We start from the raw sequence: 16,980 nt of genomic DNA on the forward strand, positions 1-16,980 counted from the left end.
ATCACTTTGATTTTAGATACCGAAATGTATACTACTAATCAATCAATAAATATGATGATCAAAAATTATACATCTTTATCAAACAATTTCAAGGAAAAACATATACTTTTTTGATTTTTCATCTAGGAGGATAAACAATGGTAACAGGTGATGGCGCCTATATAAAAAAAATAAATAGAAGTATTATTTTAGAAACAATCATTAAACATGGAATGATATCACGTGCCGACTTAGCAAAAATTACAGGGCTAAATAAAACAACTATTTCTGTTCAAGTGGCTGATCTATTAGAGGAGGAATTAATAGTTGAAACGCAACAAGAGCATCATACAATTGGCAGACGTCCCATTATGCTTTCGATTAACCATGAAGCTGCCTATGTTTTAGGAATCGACCTAGACTATAAGCAAATCCACTATACTCTAGCTGATTTACAAGGTAACCCTGTTCAAAGTCTTACAGTGAATACCAAGATAGAAGATTATAACGAAATGGTTCACTTACTCATAAAACAAATCAAAAAATTTCAAAACAAATGTATTAACAGCCGTTATGGTTTGGTAAATGTGATGATCGGGATCCACGGTACGGTTAATAAAGATGAAATAATTTTTTTCATTCCTAAATATCAGTGGCGTAACAAAAATTTGATAGCTGATTTACGAAAGAAACTGGATTTAGATATTCATATTGAAAATAACGCCAATTTATCAGCATTTGCGGAAAAAGTATATAAATACCATGAGAGCCATAATCTTATTAATATAATATTAACTTCAGGTATTGGTGCTGGAATTATGATTAATGGTGAGATTCATAGAGGATTCCATGGATATGCAGGTGAAATGGGACATATGATTGTATCCAGAGGAGGAAAACCTTGTAAATGTGGGAATGATGGTTGTTGGGAGCTCTATGCTTCAGAAAAAAGTCTTTTAAAACAATTGTCTATAATGCTTAATCAACAAAATATAACTCGGGATGATGTACAAAAATTATTAGAACTAGAAGATTCTATGACTATTGAACAACTTGAAGATTTCACCATTTCTATATCAATTGGATTAAATAATATCATTAATTTGTATAATCCTGAAACAATCGTGATCAATAGTGAAATTTTAACGATGTTACCACACGCAGTCGAGAAAATTCAAAGCCATTTACATTCATCTGTCAGTCAATATTCAGAAATTGTCCTATCTGAACTTGGGAACAGCGCTTGTACTATGGGTGCCTGTGCACTAGCTATTCAATATTTTTTAGAAGTACCTGAACTCATGCTAAGAGCCCAAACTAAATGACAAAAGAGGCTGTTCGATTAGAACAGCCTCTTCCTTCATTCATTTATTATGACTTTTTAATTTTCGTAAGTTCTTTATTTAACGTGTACATCACTTTATCCGTAAAGATTTCTTCTGCCATGGTCGCAAGCATTTCAAGCGTCATTCCTTCCATCATGCCAAACATCGGATTGTCTTCTGACATTTTGTCGCCTAAATACTTTTTCAACACAGCATCTGTTTCTTCATTTCTCAAAAGATCTCCCAGAGTACTATGTGTTGAATAGACATCATCTGTAATTTCAATTTCTTCTATTTCTACATCACCTAAGTCTGGCATGTCAAACCAATTCGCTACGACTCCACCTGTTTCTGATTCAGGAGCCACATAACTTGGATTTGGTTCAGCAACTTTATTAAATCTCGCCACATCTTGCAGTACAACACCATCTTCGTTAGAAACAACCTTAACCTCATTTACACCATCTTGTAAGGAAATACCGTCAAAAATAAAGATTTTATCACCTATTTTTGTTTCTTGTGCTTGTCCGTTTACATAAAGAGTAACTTCTGGACAGTTCGAATACACTTTTAAACTGATTTCAGCATCTACGCGATCAACAAAGCGTTTGCTTGTAATATGAACAAACTTTTCGTCTGACCAATGCGCTTTATACATAAAGAAAGCATCCTTCTTAATCTTACGGTCGTACGTAACCAACCCTTTATTGTTTCTTCCTTTTACGCCGCCTTCATCACGAATATTGGCACCAAAATCAAACATATTCCATACATAAGTTGACCAAAGATATGGACGTGCTTCAAATATTTTCCATACTGTTTCATGATATAACGTATGATATTCTTCTGAGTAGTCTTTTACTTTTGGATCATTGTTATGATATTGTAAAATGCCTTCTGCCCCATATTCAGATATCCCTACTTTGACAGTTGGATTTGTTTCATGGAATCCATCAAGCCAGCCAGCGAAATCTTCTGCTTTCCCTTGATACCAACCATAATATTTATTATAACCAACGATATCTGTCATGTAGTTATATTCATCTTTATCCGGCACAAACATCACATTCGCCATCGTTGTTAAACGAGTTGGATCTTCCTTCTTTGTTAATGCCTCTAATTCTTTTACCAATTTTCGAACTTCTGGTCTTTCGCCGCCAATTTGAATTTCATTTTGGACACCCCAGAACATAATCGATGGATGGTTGAAGTTTTGGCGAATCAACTCCGTCATTTGTTGCTTAGCATTAATACCTTCTAATTCCGTTTTGGACATGACAGAGATAAATGGAATTTCAGCCCATATCACCATACCCTCTCTATCACAAAGATCATAGAAATATTGATCATGCTGATAATGTGCTAAACGGATGGAAGTAGCTCCAACATCTTTAATGAATTCCATATCTTCACTGTGTTCTTTCTTCGTAATCGCCCAACCCATATCTTTTCTATCTTGGTGTCTTGAAACCCCATTTAAACGAAGTGGTTCCCCATTTAAAATGAATCCTTTATCAGCATCGACTTCAAAGTATCTCACACCGACAGGAATGGACATCTCATCAACAGTATCATTAAAACTAACCATCGAAACTTTTGCTTCATACATATAAGCATTTTTTCTACCGTTCCATAAAATTGGCTTTTTGATCACAACTGGCATTTCGACTTCTTTTGTTTCCCCTGCAGCTAGTACAACTTCTTTTGCTGTATAAGCAACATTGCTTCCTTCTGCATCTAGTAGATCTGCCCAAAGTCTTACTTTCTTCTCTTCAGCATTGTCATTGACTAATCTTGATTTAATGGTTAATGAAGCTTTTTCTCGGCTTACTTCTTCTTGAATCACATAAATACCTTGTGAACCATAGTCCATTAAATCAAAGTGAACAGGATTCGCAATCACAAGGTTCACATCACGATAAATACCACCATAGAACGTGAAATCCGCCATTTGTGGATAAACATCTTCCACAACCGTATTATCGACTTTTACGGCTAAGGTATTGTTCTTTCCAAATTCAATAGCATCCGTAATATCAAAACGGAAAGTCGAATAGCCGCCTCTATGTTGTCCCAAATGGTGACCATTTACATATACATCCGTCACGCTATTTGATCCATGAAACTCAATAAATACTTTGTTATCTCCTTCTAGAGTTTCAACAGTAAATTGTTTACGATACCAACATGCTCCTTTATAGAAGTCAAAACCATTTGCTCCATCAATGGCATTCCATGTGTGTGGAACATTTACAGCTTCCCAGTTTTCATCGTTATATGCTCGATCCATTGCATTTTCTTCATTTTGTTTAATAAACTTCCATCCATTGTTAATATTAATAGTCTTTCTCATTCTTGTTTTTCCTCCTAGAGTGTTCTTTTCACTGATGAAGCGATTACAAGTTATTCATTCCCCAAACTACTAATAGCTATAAGTAATCTCACTGCTATCTTCCTCATATCATTTGAATACGCTTTAAATCAATTATATGATATTATTACGATTAATTATCGTACTATTTTATCTTGATTAGCATAAATACTACTTTTTTAAGATTTTATATGATTTTAACTCAGAGGAGATACTATGTTTAAAAAAAACACATTTGATTTCACTAAAATATGTCACATTCTAAATACGATTACAAAAATGGATGTTCGCTTCATCGATCAAGATGGAAATGTCATTCTACAAATGGTGGACCATTATATTCCCACCGTATTACAAAATTCGAACGATACGTATCATACAATCAATCATATACTCCAAAACAATCAAACCAATACCTACTATTACTATTCCAATTCATACGGTCTCGAATACATTGCATCTGGTGTTTGGAATCATCACTCTTTTAAAGGATCTATTGTCATAGGACCTTTTATTTCAAGTATTTCTGTTATCGAGTTTATGAGTGACATTATTGCAACTAACAACCTGCCAATTAGCGGGAGAAAACAACTCGAGAGCTTTTACAAAGCATTACCTGTTATAACAAGCAATGAATACGAAGCAATAGGAGAATGTCTTGTAAATATGTGTCATTATGAATATATTCAGCCACAACTAATCACCGCTGATATCATAAAACCGACGATGAACAAAGAAGAATTAAAAAATAGTATGGATGAAAGTATACATATTATTGAGAGGAGATACGAGCTTGAGAAGAGATTAATAAGTGCGATTACAAAGGGAGATAAAAGTGGAGTTGCTCAACTTTCAAAAGAGTCTGCGGCCATTTTAGATTTTTCCAATCGAATACCAGGAAGCCCTATTCGATCAGCCAAAAATATATCATTAGTGTTGAACACTCTATGCAGAAGTGCTGCTGAAAAAGGTGGAGTACATCCTGTTTATATTCATCATATTTCAGAGAGATTTGCCATTTTAATTGAAAGAGCGCCAAACCTGAATCAATTGAACAGTCTAGGAATGTTAATGATGAATGAATATTGTGAGGCTGTTAATGTATTTTCCACACGTGGCTATAGCCCTATTGTGAAAAAAGCTATCGATTATATCCAATTTAATCTAGAAAATCTATTACTATTAAATAATATTGCAACTGCCATTCACGTAAATCCTACCTACCTTTCACGCAAATTTAAGGAGGATACGAACATGACTATCATTGAATATATTAATCATAAAAGAGTGGAAGAAGCAAAATTATATCTACATAGGGGAAATAAATCCATTACCGAAATTGCCTTTTTAGTAGGTTTTAATGATCTCAATTATTTTAGTCGAGTTTTTAAAAAGATCACCTCTGTCACACCCTCTCAATATAGTAAAAGTAACTATACGCATAATGAAAACAGCGACTGATTTGCATCAGTCGCTGTTTTCATTATGCGTATTTATTGGTTTACCAAGTTAAACAATACGTAGCTTTAGCGATTTGCTTTTCTTTTTTCAGCTAAGTCGATCGCAAGTTGATTTGTACGTTTTTTGGATAATGGATAGGCAAATACCAAAATTAAAAAGATAATGAGATACATGACGCCTGGCACAAGTGTTGCTACCATATAGATTCCATCTTTAACCTCTTGTGTTTGAGCTGAAAGACCTGAATCATATCCTATAAATGCAAGGGCAAATCCTCCAAGACCACCAGCAAAGGCTTGACCAATTTTACGAGCAAAAGAATAAATCGCGTAAACGGTACCATCTTCACGTGTACCCGTTAAATATTCTTGATAATCAATCGCATCTGTTACGAAAGCCCAGATAACTAAATTAAATAGGGCGAATCCAATCAAACTTATTGCATTTAAACTTAAAAACAAGGTTAGAGAAATATTTGGTATGAAAAATAGAACCAAGTACAATGAACCAGCTAGCAGCATGGCCCCTGAAGCAAGTTCTTTTTTCCCAAATTTGCTAACAAGTGGTTTTAGAAATGGCATAGCAACAAATACCATACCTGCTTGCATGAGACCAAATAAGCTTAATACGGCCGCGCTGCCAAAAAAGTCTTTGAACAAATAGACGTTAATCGTACCAACAAGTAACATACACATCATAAACAGAAGGGATGCGATTAAGATCGTAATTAATGGTGTATTTTTCGCAAGTCCTTTTAATGTTTCTTTGAAACTAATGTTCTCTCCCGGTTTCTTATCTGGGTTTGAAAGTCGTTCTGTTGATAAATTAACACAACCTAGATAACAAGCAAGAGCCAAAATACTAAAGACAACAACTGTCATAAACAAACGGTTTGCAGAAATCCCATTATCTACAAATACAATCAGTGGTGCAAGGGCGTTAATAAATAAATTGGCTGCCATAGCGCCCATCGTTCTCCAACCCGATAACTCTGTTCGATGAACTGAATCTCCAGAAATAACCGCAGACATTGAACCATAAGGGATATTAACTGACGTATATAACATTCCCCATAAAATATAGGTTACATAAGCATAAGCTAAATAGAATCCTTCAGACATTCCAGGAATATGTGTAAACATTAAAACGCTTGATACAACAAGTGGAAATGACATCCGGAAAATCCATGGTCTAAATTTCCCCTTTGCCGTTGTCTTTCTGGAATCGATAAAACGTCCCCATAATACATCGGTAACCGCATCCCATAAACGAGCGACTAAAAATAGTGTACCTACTGCAGCAGCACTAATGCCAAATACATCGGTATAGAATACCATTAAGAATGTAGACACAAGTATGAATGAGAAATCGTTTCCAAAATCACCTAATAAATAACCAAATTTATCTCGAATGCCAAATGGACGTATGGAATTTCCTCCTGTTGTTGCAGCTGCTGGTTCTTGAGCCCTCACAGTATTTTGATCCATGTTTAACCCTCCAATATATTTAAGTAATTGATCTTACATAATGGCTATAATCTATTCCTTGAAAGATGTTCTATGTGATACCACCATTTCAAGAATACTAGTATTCTTGAATTCCGGAATGTATCCAAGAGATTAATAGTATAAAAAAATGTTATTAGTTCGTTCGATTTATCTTCTATTGGCAACTATTATATTGACAACAAAAAATCAATCATAAATTGAATGCTGAGTTATTTCGTTACAAACCATCCAAATATCATTCTTTTGCTTAGCTATACTGCTATCCTTATACACTGATAAACTTTACATAAAATAGCCTCCTTAAATATTGGAAAACGGTTTCAAAAATTACATTATTTTCTTTCTTAATGATTCATTCATCAACCACGGAAATCCTATCTCTTATTCTTTATACTAGAATACTAGCATATTTTAAAGCGTTTTCAAATAGTTTTTTGTAAACGTTCACATTTTATACAAATATAGATTGATTTTCTGACAGTTACTATTAAATCCTTAATTGTTCGCGTACACCAAGGGCCTTTAAAGCATCAATATGATTGTTGAACAAAGCCTTTTCTTCCAATAAAAATATAGATTGCCTTGTTACTTTACATTTTCGTCATTTTTAATCCATTTATTAATTCTGTTGTAGCATCATTTAGCTCTCTTAAATGACTGTCTATATTGCTTCTATTTCCACTATTTACGGCCTTTATGACCTCTTTTGAAAGAGTATGGACTTTTTTATGTGGTTCATACAAATTTACAACCATCTCATGAGAAGGATCTAAATTTCTCATATATTTTCCAAGAGTACACGTTATATGATCCTCGATACTATGTTCATCAAGTTGAACGAATCCACATACCGCATTATAGGCTTTCCATTTCCATAGTAAATGTTCTGCAGCCACAGGTACTAACATTTGATTTCCTTTGAAATCCTTAAAATAAGGGAGTGCCGTGCTTCTTGAATTTTCAGCCATTGTACTGATTGTATAAATTCCTTGGCCTGTTCGCATACACACTTCACTTAATTTCCCGGTCTGGTAGTTAATTTCATTTAATCTTGCTGTTACTTCTTGAGTGGTAGCAGACTGTTCTTCAACATTGGCAGAGATACTTTCAAAAACTGAATTAATACCGTTTAAAGATCCTTCCATTTTATCCATTGATACAACTGCTTGATCAATGTGATTCTTCCCTTTAGAGAACACATCTACAGCTTCTGTGATGGCATGTTCAGAAATGCCAATTTCATCTCTTAAATTCTGTACTTTGTCTTTAATATAGTTGACAGATTTCTTTGTATTCTCTGCGAGTTTTTTGATTTCATTAGCAACAACAGCAAATCCTCGGCCTGATTCACCTGATCTCGCCGCCTCAATGCTGGCGTTTAAAGATAATAAATTCGTTTGTTCTGCCACGTCATTAATAATATTCACTAATGAATCAATTTCTTTTGTTCCTTCTACCACATTATGCATTTTATTTTGCACAACATGAATCTTTTCAAATGACTCATTAATATATTGAAATGAATCGTTGATGGTACCTATAGAATTTGTAGAGATAGTCACTGCTTCCTTCGTATTATTTAAAGTAGTTTGCACATAATGGGAGATTTCTTCAATTGAATGGCTCATTTCTTCACTACTGGCTGCTACTTCATCGACCGATTCTTTTTGTAAAGATATACTATCGACCATATCTTTCACATAATCCATCCCTGTAACAAATTCGATCAAATCACTATTTAATAGAAATTGTTCCCGTACTTGAGAAGTTTTTAATTCTAGAAGTTTGTTAATCATTTTTTCTACTTCATTATTTCCTGGTAAGTATGCTTCACCCGATATTCCAAAGTTTGCATTTGCTTCATAAATTCTTTCTAGTTCCTGTATTAATTGGCTTGTAAAAACTTCAACTTGATCCGATTCTCTCTTCTTCGTAAAATTAAACATAATTAGTTTCCTCCATTGTCAATTTAACAAGTTGGATTTATATAGTGTATGAATTTCTTCAAGCACGCTTTATAATGTCCCTCATAAAATATAAAAATAAGATCTCCTCAATAAAATAACGCTTACATTTATACTAAACTAATTATTCCATTTTTATCAAATTCGCCCCGCCGAATTTGCGCCCGGATTTTTATCACGCTTCAGAAAGCCACATCCTGTGGCTTTCGCCTGACTAGGACGTCCTGTCCGTCGTCGAGCTCGCTCGATCAATTACCTTTAAAAAATCGAAAGGCTCGCCGGAGGCTTAACTTCATTCAGTCGGGGTTTGAACCCCCACTGAATCAGAGAGCTTTTTGCATTCATCCCCCACTTACAGAAGTGGAGGACTTCTGTACCTGTCGCAAGCTTTCGGTACAAAAAGCATTTGCTGAATGAAGTTAAAACTTCATTTATGCGCATCATTCTCTGTCTATTAAACTTTGCTAGCTCACTCTTGTATACTAGCATATTGATTTGCGTTTGACTAGTTAAAAAAGATAGCGGTAACACAATAAAGAAGTACACAATAAATCTTCCCTTCTTTATTGTGTTTTATAGTATAATGACTACTAATTAATGAATATCAAATTCGCCCCTCCGAATTTGCGCCCGGATTTTTATCACGCTTCAGAAAGCCACATCCTGTGGCTTTCGCCTGACTAGGACGTCCTGTCCGTCGTCGAGCTCGCTCGATCAATTACCTTTAAAAAATCGAAAGGCTCGCCGGAGGCTTAACTTCATTCAGCCGGGTTTGAATCCCCACTGAATCAGAGAGCTTTTTGCATTCATCCCCCACTTACAGAAGTGGAGGACTTCTGTACCTGTCGCAAGCTTTCGGTACAAAAAAAAGCATTTGCTGAATGAAGTTAATCTATATTGCAAACGCTATCAATTCTAGTGTTTACAATATAATTTTAAATAAGATATTGGGGGATAAACCTTGATTACTGGTGACAGTGCCTATATTAAAAAAATAAATAGAAGAATTATTTTAGAGAATATTATTAAACATGGAATGATCTCGCGTGCGGATCTATCAAAAATTACGAATCTCAATAAAGCAACCATTTCCGCACAGATAGCCGATCTATTAGAAGAAGAATTAGTTTGTGAAACTCAGCAAGTGAATCCTACAGTTGGCCGACGTCCGATCATGGTTTCCATTAATGCTCATGCGGGCTATGTCTTAGGAATTGATCTAAACTACAAACAAATTGAATATAACCTGTCTGATTTACAAGGGAATCCTGTCCTCAATCATATCGAGCAGCTTCAAACAGATGAATACGAAGAAATTATTAATATACTCATGACGCATATAAAAAAATATAATAAAATGTGCTTAGATACTCGTTTTGGTTTAGTGAATGTAGTCATCGGGGTGCACGGCACAGTAGATAAAAATGAAAGTGTTAATTTTGTGACGGAATATCAGTGGTACAATAAAAATTTGAAAGCGGATTTAAAAAAGAAACTTGATTTGAATATTCATATTGAAAATAACGCCAATTTATCAGCCTATGCTGAAAAAGTATACAAACATTATTCTTGCCAACATTTGATTTCCATAGAATTTTCACCAGGTGTTGGAGCAGGAATTATTGTAGATGGTACAATTCAAAAGGGATACCATGGCTATGCGGGTGAGGTCGGGCATATGATCTTATATCCTCGTGGAAAGCCTTGTAAATGTGGGAACAAGGGTTGTTGGGGACTATACACTTCTACAAAAAGCTTCCTTTCAAAATTATCAAATCAGCTTAATCAAACGAATCTAACAATGAAAGATGTAAAAAAATTAATAAATGAAGATGATGCTTTTATTCAAGATCACATTGATCCCTATATATTCGACTTATCGATCGGTCTAAATAACATCATTAATTCCTATAATCCAGAAACTTTAGTGTTAAATAGTGAAATTTTACAAATTACCCCTAATGCACTCGAAAAAATTAAACATTATTTATCTTCTTCAGTTAGTCATTATTGCAAAATCAGTCTCTCGAACTTTGGAAATAAAGCGACTATTATGGGTGCATGTGCATTAGCTATTCAACGGTTTTTAGAAGTTCCAGAACTTATTCTAACAAATCTTGAAGAAACGAACTAACGAAAAAAAGAAGCTGCATAGCAGCCTCTTTTTTTCGTTAGTTTTTTAGACCGTTCCGTTATCAGAGTCATTAAAGTTTAGTTTGCCATTTATTACACCAAACATTTTCGTTAGGTGTTCCTTTGAATTCTGATTCACCCATGATTTTATCAATTACTTTCTCAATCGTGATTTCAGAATCTTTGTATGCGTTAATGTAGCATTTCACCATTGGTACATCCGTTAAATGTGTTGTAAAGTTTAACGATACGAACACAGTTGGCACTTCTTGTACATACCAAGGTACTTCATTTGACATTGCTGTTTTCCATCTAATACGGTAGTTGTTTTCTGCACCGTATCCAACAATATCTGCAAAAATGAGAGCTGCATCTACTTCTTCACGATATTTTAAAGTAGGACCTTTAACACGACTATTCCCCTCGTTTACAGTCACTTCAAAGCCGCGACGTTCTAGTTCTGCAACAATGAACTTTAACGTTTTATCATTTGCTTCGTAAATACCGCCTACTTCACCTTCTAAGAAGTACAAACGAATACGTTTATGCGTTTCTGGACGAATTGGCAGTTGATCAAACGTATTCTTCACTAATGTAATCCCTTTATCAGCCGCTTGTTTTGCACGTTCGATATGATCGTCACAGCCAACTACTTTTAGATCTTCTTTTGTACGTAATAAAGTGCCTTCTTTTTGTGCTTTGTGTAAGCCAATCGTCGCTTTCAAACCTAAGATTCTTTCTAAGGCATCTTGAAGGCGCTCTTCTGTAATCACACCATTTTTATAACCGTTCATCATGAATCCGTAATCTTCTTCAATATTGTTAAAGAACAAGAACATATCACAACCAGCGGCAATCGCTTGTGGTACATAGTCCTCACGGCGCATAGCTGAAGACATCCCTAACATATGCGTAGCATCTGTTAAAACTAAACCGTTGAAGCCTAATTTCCCTTTTAATAGACCATTGATTAATTCTGGAGCTAGCGTTGCTGGTAAAATATCTTTATCTTCTAAACCTGGTACCAAGGCCTTTTGATATTCAGGTAAAGCAATATGTCCAGCCATCATGGAATGAACACCGTTATCAATATGGTTACGATATACTTGACCGAATGATTCTTCCCATTCGTCAACAGATAATTCGTTCACACCTAATACTAAATGCTGGTCGCGTTCTTCCGTACCATCACCAGGCCAATGTTTAATACATACACCGATATTGCTCTCTGTTAACCCTTTAATATAAGCATTGGTATGTTTAATAACCGTTTCTGCGTTTGTACCATAAGCGCGAGTATTAACGATTGTGTTTCTCCAGTTTTCCAAGATATCTACACATGGATCAAAATTCCAGTTAACACCGATTGCATGTTCTTCACGACCGCTGACATAGCCAGCATCAAATGATACTTGTTCATCTCCTGAAGCTTCACACATCGCAGCTGCAGCCACATATGTACCATCATTCATCGCACCGTTACCACCTGCATCACAGTTTGCCGCAACTAACAATGGTATTTTTGAATCTTTTTGCAGGCTGTTAATAAGATCTTGAACCTGTTCTGAAGTTCCACCTTGATAACGTGCTCCACCAATGTGGAACTTTTCAAGAAGTTCTTTGTTTGTAAAATTATTTCCGCTAAACTTATCTTCACCAAAGAAGAATAAATTAATAAATAATTGACCAATCTTTTCTTCATCTGACATGCCAGAGATTGTATCTTTTACCCATTTAATATCTTCATCAGATAAGTTAAAGGGTTTTGCTTTTAGATCAACTTTTGGCATGGAAATATTTTGTGCGATTTTTGGTTTCATCATTTCTATTTCTACCCCCGGCTAGCTTATTTCAAATTAGAATTAAATTCATCGATGAGTTGCTGTTGATACTCGCCTTTATAACTACCATCTAAAAATTTGCCTAAGGCTTCATTTTTAAAACGTTCCCATGAGAATTTTTCTTTTCCAACAAGAATTGGATAATAGAATACGCCATTCTTCACAGCTGCATCCAAGTCTCCAGGTGCATCTCCGACCATTAATACATGTGTATTGTCAAAATCAAACTTTTTCATTTCTTGGATACAATATGCTTTTGTTCCAGCTTCTTGACCAAGCATAACGTCAACATGCACAGCAAGTTCATGTCTTGTCCACTCATCCAAAACTGCCGCACCGTTTGCTGAAGAAACAATGGCTACATTGGCAACATGATTAGCAGCCTCTAATCCTTCTTTAGCACCTTCAACTGGCTTGTCATTGCCAGCTAATTTCTCTTCAATCGCATGATTTACTGCATGGCTCCATTCCAGTGCTTTCTTTAATTGCTCATCATTTGTTTCCGCAATTGCTCTCTCAAGAGATGGATTTGAAAGTTCATTTGTCGTTTCTGTCCATTTTTTAAAAGAAGAGATATCCGGCATTTCAATACCTTCTGCTTCAAGCGCTGCAAAAGTCTGAACAACCCCTTTAAAACGGTTAATTCCTCTAGTTTTGGTGTAAAGATTGATATCGTTCCATACTTCAAGGAAATGATCCTTGATATGATGAAGGTTCCAAACATTAACAGCTTCTGGACCAAATGCCTCTTCGTGTTTTACGTCCATCGTATCCATCGCGCAACCATCAGAGTCCACACAAACTAGAAAATCCTTTGTTTTTTGAAAATCCTCAATTTTATCTTTCATTTGTTAACCTCCTCTTTCAAAGTTCTACTGTTAAAAAAAAAAACGGGATTCTATCCCAGGAATATATGTACATCCAAACATTAATTTAAGGCTGCCAGTTCAAATAACAATGAACTAGCAACCTTAATTTTATTTTTTTATCGAAGAGCGATTAAACTCCAGCGTAAGAAGAGAATCCACCATCAATTGGTAGTACAACACCACTGATAAAGCTAGCTGCTTTTTCATCAGCTAAGAACAAGATTGCTCCAACAAGTTCTTCTGGTTGTCCATATCTTTCCATCGGCGTGCTGTTAATGATTTTTTGCGCTCTTGCTGTGTAACTTCCATCTTCATTAAGCAATAATTTTTCGTTTTGCTTTGTTACTAGGAATCCAGGTGCAATCGCATTTACACGCACGCCTGTTTTTGACATGTACACAGCAAGCCATTGTGTAAAGTTGCTGATTGCTGCTTTTGCACCACTGTATGCTGGTATTTTTGTTAAAGGAGTGTAAGCATTCATTGAAGATACATTGATAATATTACATCCTTTTTTCTCAGTCATTCCTTTACCAAATACTTGTGAAGGAAGTAATGACCCTAAGAAGTTTAAGTCAAATACAAACCCTACACTTTTTGGATCTAAATCAAAGAATGTTTTTAATTCCGGATTGTTCTTTACTGCTTCTGCATTATAATATTCATCATCTGTTGTACCTTTTGGATTATTTCCTCCAGCACCGTTAAGAAGAATGTCACATGTACCAAGTTCTTTTTCAACAATGGCTCTAGCTGCTTCTAAACTTTCTTTATCAAGTACATTTGCTGCAATTCCAACTGCTTTTCCACCAGCTTCATTGATTTCTGCTGCTACTTTATCAGCTGGTTCTTGATGAAGATCGAGGATTGCTACTTTTGCTCCACTTTCTGCTAGAGCTTTAGAAAAATAAGCTCCTAATACTCCGCCTCCGCCTGTTACAACTGCTACTTTTCCGTCTAAATTAGCTTTAAATGGTATTGTCATTTTTATTTCCTCCTCGAAAGTGATCAAACTTTAGTTTCTATTTTTTATTCTTTACTTCTGCTTCCCATAAACCGTATAGGTAAGTTGCACCTAATGCACGATCATATAAGCCATAGCCAGGTTTACCTGTTTCTCCCCAAATCATACGGCCGTGGTCTGGACGAATCGGTCCTGTATAATCAAAATCTGTAATTGCCTTAATAACTGCATGCATATCGACAGAACCATACTCAGATACATGAGCAGACTCCTGGAAAGATTTTCCTCCCGTAAGCTTAATATTTCTTGCATGAACAAAGTTTACGCGACCCTTTTCAAGGAAATAACGAAGCATTTCAGGGAAATCATTATCAGGTTCAGCACCTAATGAACCACTGCACATTGTAAGTCCATTGTTTGGACTGTCATATAAGTTAATGAATCTTTCAAGATTTTCTTTATTTGTAATAATACGTGGTAATCCAAAGATATCATATGGCGGATCATCCGGGTGGATCGCCATTTTAACATTTGCTTCATCTGCTACAGGCATAATCTCTTTAATGAAATACGCTAAGTTTTCCCAAAGCTTTTCATGATCTACATTTTTGTAGTGATCAAATAATGTTTTTAGATCTTCTTTGTTATAGCTACTATCCCAACCTGGAAGAGATAATTCACCAGATAACGGATCCATTTTTTTAATAACGTCTTCTTCAAAAATAAGAGCTGTTGAACCATCTGGAAGACGATATTCTAAATCAGAACGTGTCCAGTCAAATACAGGCATGAAGTTATAACATACAACTGGAATGCCCACTTTACCAAGGTTACGTAATGTTTCTTTATAATTTTCGATGTATTTATCACGAGTTGGTAAACCGATTTTAATATCCTCATGTACAGGAACACTTTCAATAACTGAAATGTGTAAACCAGCCTCTTCAACCGCAGCTTTTAATTCTTCAATTTTATCTAATGGCCAAGCCTCTCCCACAGGGATATCATAAATAGCTGTAACGATCCCTTTCATTCCTGGAATCTGACGAATATATTCCAGTGGAATTGAATCAGTTTTACCATACCAACGGAAACCCATTTCCATAGTTTATTTCCTCCTTTTAGTTCACATCAATACTAAAATAGTTTTTTGCATTGTTATAACAAATATTCTCCACCATCATTTTCAGTAGCGCAGGATCATTTGGAATTTCTCCATCTTCTACCCATGTGCCGATTAAATTACATAGTATGCGGCGGAAATATTCGTGTCTGCTATATGAGATAAAGCTGCGTGAATCTGTCAGCATCCCAACAAAGTGCATCAATAAACCTTGATCGGCTAATGATGATAATTGGCGAATCATACCTGGTTTCGTATCATTAAACCACCAGCCTGATCCAAATTGAATTTTACCTGCTATGCCTGATCCTGCTTGGAAATTTTGGATCGTTGTACCAATCAAATCATTATAAATTGGATTTAAATTATAAAGAATGGTTTTTGGCAAGCTATCACCTTGTTCAAAAGCATCTAATAAGGCATTTAATGGTGCAGCTACTTCACCTTGGTCACTAATCGAATCAAACCCTGCATCAGGACCCAATTTTTTGAACATTTTCGTATTATTATTACGAATTGCTCCAAAATGGATTTGCATCGCCCACTCTCTCTCTTTATAAGCTTTTGCAAGAACGATTAGGATCGCTGTTTTGAATTTCTTTTCATCTTCTATACTCACTATTTCTCCGTTACGCCCAGCTTGGAAAATAGAATCTAATTCGCTGTTATCATATGTAGCAAACGGGATCTCAGATAAGCCATGGTCAGAAACTCGACAACCTTTTTCATGGAAATATTGAACTCTTCCTTCAAGAGCTTGTACATATTCTCCATAAGAAGAAAATGATGTATTGGTTACTTTCTCAAGCTCTTTTACAAATGGAACGAAGGTTTCTTTATTAATTTCTAATCCTTTATCAGGACGAAATGTTGGAAGTACTCTAACATCGAAATCTGGTAGATTAGCGATTTGTTCATGATAATTAAGATCATCTGTTGGATCATCTGTTGTACAAATCACTTTTACATTGGAACGTTTGATTAAACCTTGTACAGAATAATCATCTTGCTTCAATAATTCATTACATTGATTCCAAATTTTCTCAGATGTCTCTTCATTCAGTAATTCATCAACACTAAAGTAATTTTTTAACTCAATATGTGTCCAATGATATAATGCATTTCCAAGTGTGTATGGAACGGTTTTCGCCCATGCAGCAAATTTATCTTTTGCACTTGCATCACCAGTAATATATTGCTCATCAATCCCGTGCGCTCTCATGGCTCTCCATTTATAATGATCACCTTCTAGCCAAAGCTCGGTGATATTGTTAAATTTTCTATTTTCCGCAATATCCTTTGGAGAGAGATGGCAATGATAATCGTAGATCGGCATGTTTTTTGCATATTGATGGTATAAATTGTGGGCCGTTTTACTTTGTAGAATAAAATTTTCATGGATAAATGATCCCATTGAGAACTTCCTTCCTTTATCTATAATG

The 16,980-nt window shown here is 35.3% G+C and carries 11 protein-coding genes and 1 pseudogene; 3 read left to right on the forward strand and 9 right to left on the reverse strand.

Annotation, left to right across the window (positions count from 1 at the left end):
- Window positions 1-137: 137 nt before the first annotated feature.
- Window positions 138-1,304, forward strand: a complete 1,167-nt coding sequence (locus JMM81_RS11900) for an ROK family transcriptional regulator (protein WP_256241799.1) — start codon at window positions 138-140, stop codon at window positions 1,302-1,304.
- 46 nt (window positions 1,305-1,350) lie between these two features.
- Here JMM81_RS11900 and JMM81_RS11905 read toward each other — a convergent pair whose 3' ends face one another.
- Window positions 1,351-3,657, reverse strand: a complete 2,307-nt coding sequence (locus JMM81_RS11905) for a glycoside hydrolase family 2 protein (protein WP_256241800.1) — start codon at window positions 3,655-3,657, stop codon at window positions 1,351-1,353.
- A gap of 234 nt (window positions 3,658-3,891) precedes the next feature.
- Between JMM81_RS11905 and JMM81_RS11910 the strand changes: the two genes are divergently transcribed.
- Complete coding sequence (locus tag JMM81_RS11910) at window positions 3,892-5,136, forward strand: helix-turn-helix domain-containing protein (RefSeq protein ID WP_256241801.1); 1,245 nt, start codon at window positions 3,892-3,894, stop codon at window positions 5,134-5,136.
- Window positions 5,137-5,201: 65 nt separating this feature from the next.
- Here JMM81_RS11910 and JMM81_RS11915 read toward each other — a convergent pair whose 3' ends face one another.
- The 3 genes and pseudogenes from JMM81_RS11915 to JMM81_RS23080 form a co-directional block, all read right to left on the reverse strand.
- Window positions 5,202-6,623, reverse strand: a complete 1,422-nt coding sequence (locus tag JMM81_RS11915) for an MFS transporter (protein ID WP_256241802.1) — start codon at window positions 6,621-6,623, stop codon at window positions 5,202-5,204.
- Between the two features lie 611 nt (window positions 6,624-7,234).
- Window positions 7,235-7,648, reverse strand: coding sequence for a CZB domain-containing protein (locus JMM81_RS23075; protein WP_375162380.1), 414 nt, complete (start codon window positions 7,646-7,648; stop codon window positions 7,235-7,237).
- A gap of 90 nt (window positions 7,649-7,738) precedes the next feature.
- Window positions 7,739-8,083 (reverse strand): annotated as a pseudogene (locus JMM81_RS23080) (methyl-accepting chemotaxis protein); the annotation flags it as partial.
- A 1,486-nt stretch (window positions 8,084-9,569) separates the two neighbouring features.
- Between JMM81_RS23080 and JMM81_RS11925 the strand changes: the two are divergent.
- Complete coding sequence (locus tag JMM81_RS11925; protein WP_256241804.1) at window positions 9,570-10,742, forward strand: ROK family transcriptional regulator; 1,173 nt, start codon at window positions 9,570-9,572, stop codon at window positions 10,740-10,742.
- 70 nt (window positions 10,743-10,812) lie between these two features.
- Here JMM81_RS11925 and JMM81_RS11930 read toward each other — a convergent pair whose 3' ends face one another.
- The 5 genes from JMM81_RS11930 to uxaC form a co-directional block, all read right to left on the reverse strand.
- Complete coding sequence (locus tag JMM81_RS11930; RefSeq protein ID WP_256241805.1) at window positions 10,813-12,564, reverse strand: glycoside hydrolase family 3 protein; 1,752 nt, start codon at window positions 12,562-12,564, stop codon at window positions 10,813-10,815.
- A gap of 23 nt (window positions 12,565-12,587) precedes the next feature.
- A complete protein-coding gene (locus JMM81_RS11935) occupies window positions 12,588-13,430 on the reverse strand; it encodes an HAD family hydrolase (protein WP_256241806.1) in 843 nt (280 codons plus the stop codon).
- Window positions 13,431-13,581: 151 nt separating this feature from the next.
- On the reverse strand, window positions 13,582-14,436 hold the full coding sequence (locus JMM81_RS11940) for an SDR family oxidoreductase (RefSeq protein ID WP_256241807.1): 855 nt from the start codon (window positions 14,434-14,436) through the stop codon (window positions 13,582-13,584).
- A gap of 37 nt (window positions 14,437-14,473) precedes the next feature.
- Window positions 14,474-15,520: a mannonate dehydratase gene (uxuA, locus tag JMM81_RS11945; protein ID WP_256241808.1), complete on the reverse strand. Its 1,047-nt coding sequence runs from the start codon at window positions 15,518-15,520 to the stop codon at window positions 14,474-14,476.
- Between the two features lie 16 nt (window positions 15,521-15,536).
- The gene (uxaC, locus tag JMM81_RS11950) at window positions 15,537-16,952 is read right to left on the reverse strand and encodes a glucuronate isomerase (RefSeq protein ID WP_256241809.1); all 1,416 of its coding nucleotides are present in this window, start codon (window positions 16,950-16,952) and stop codon (window positions 15,537-15,539) included.
- Window positions 16,953-16,980: the final 28 nt, after the last annotated feature.

Source organism: Bacillus sp. V3B (assembly GCF_024494465.1).
Classification (GTDB): domain Bacteria; phylum Bacillota; class Bacilli; order Bacillales; family Cytobacillaceae; genus Bacillus_BD.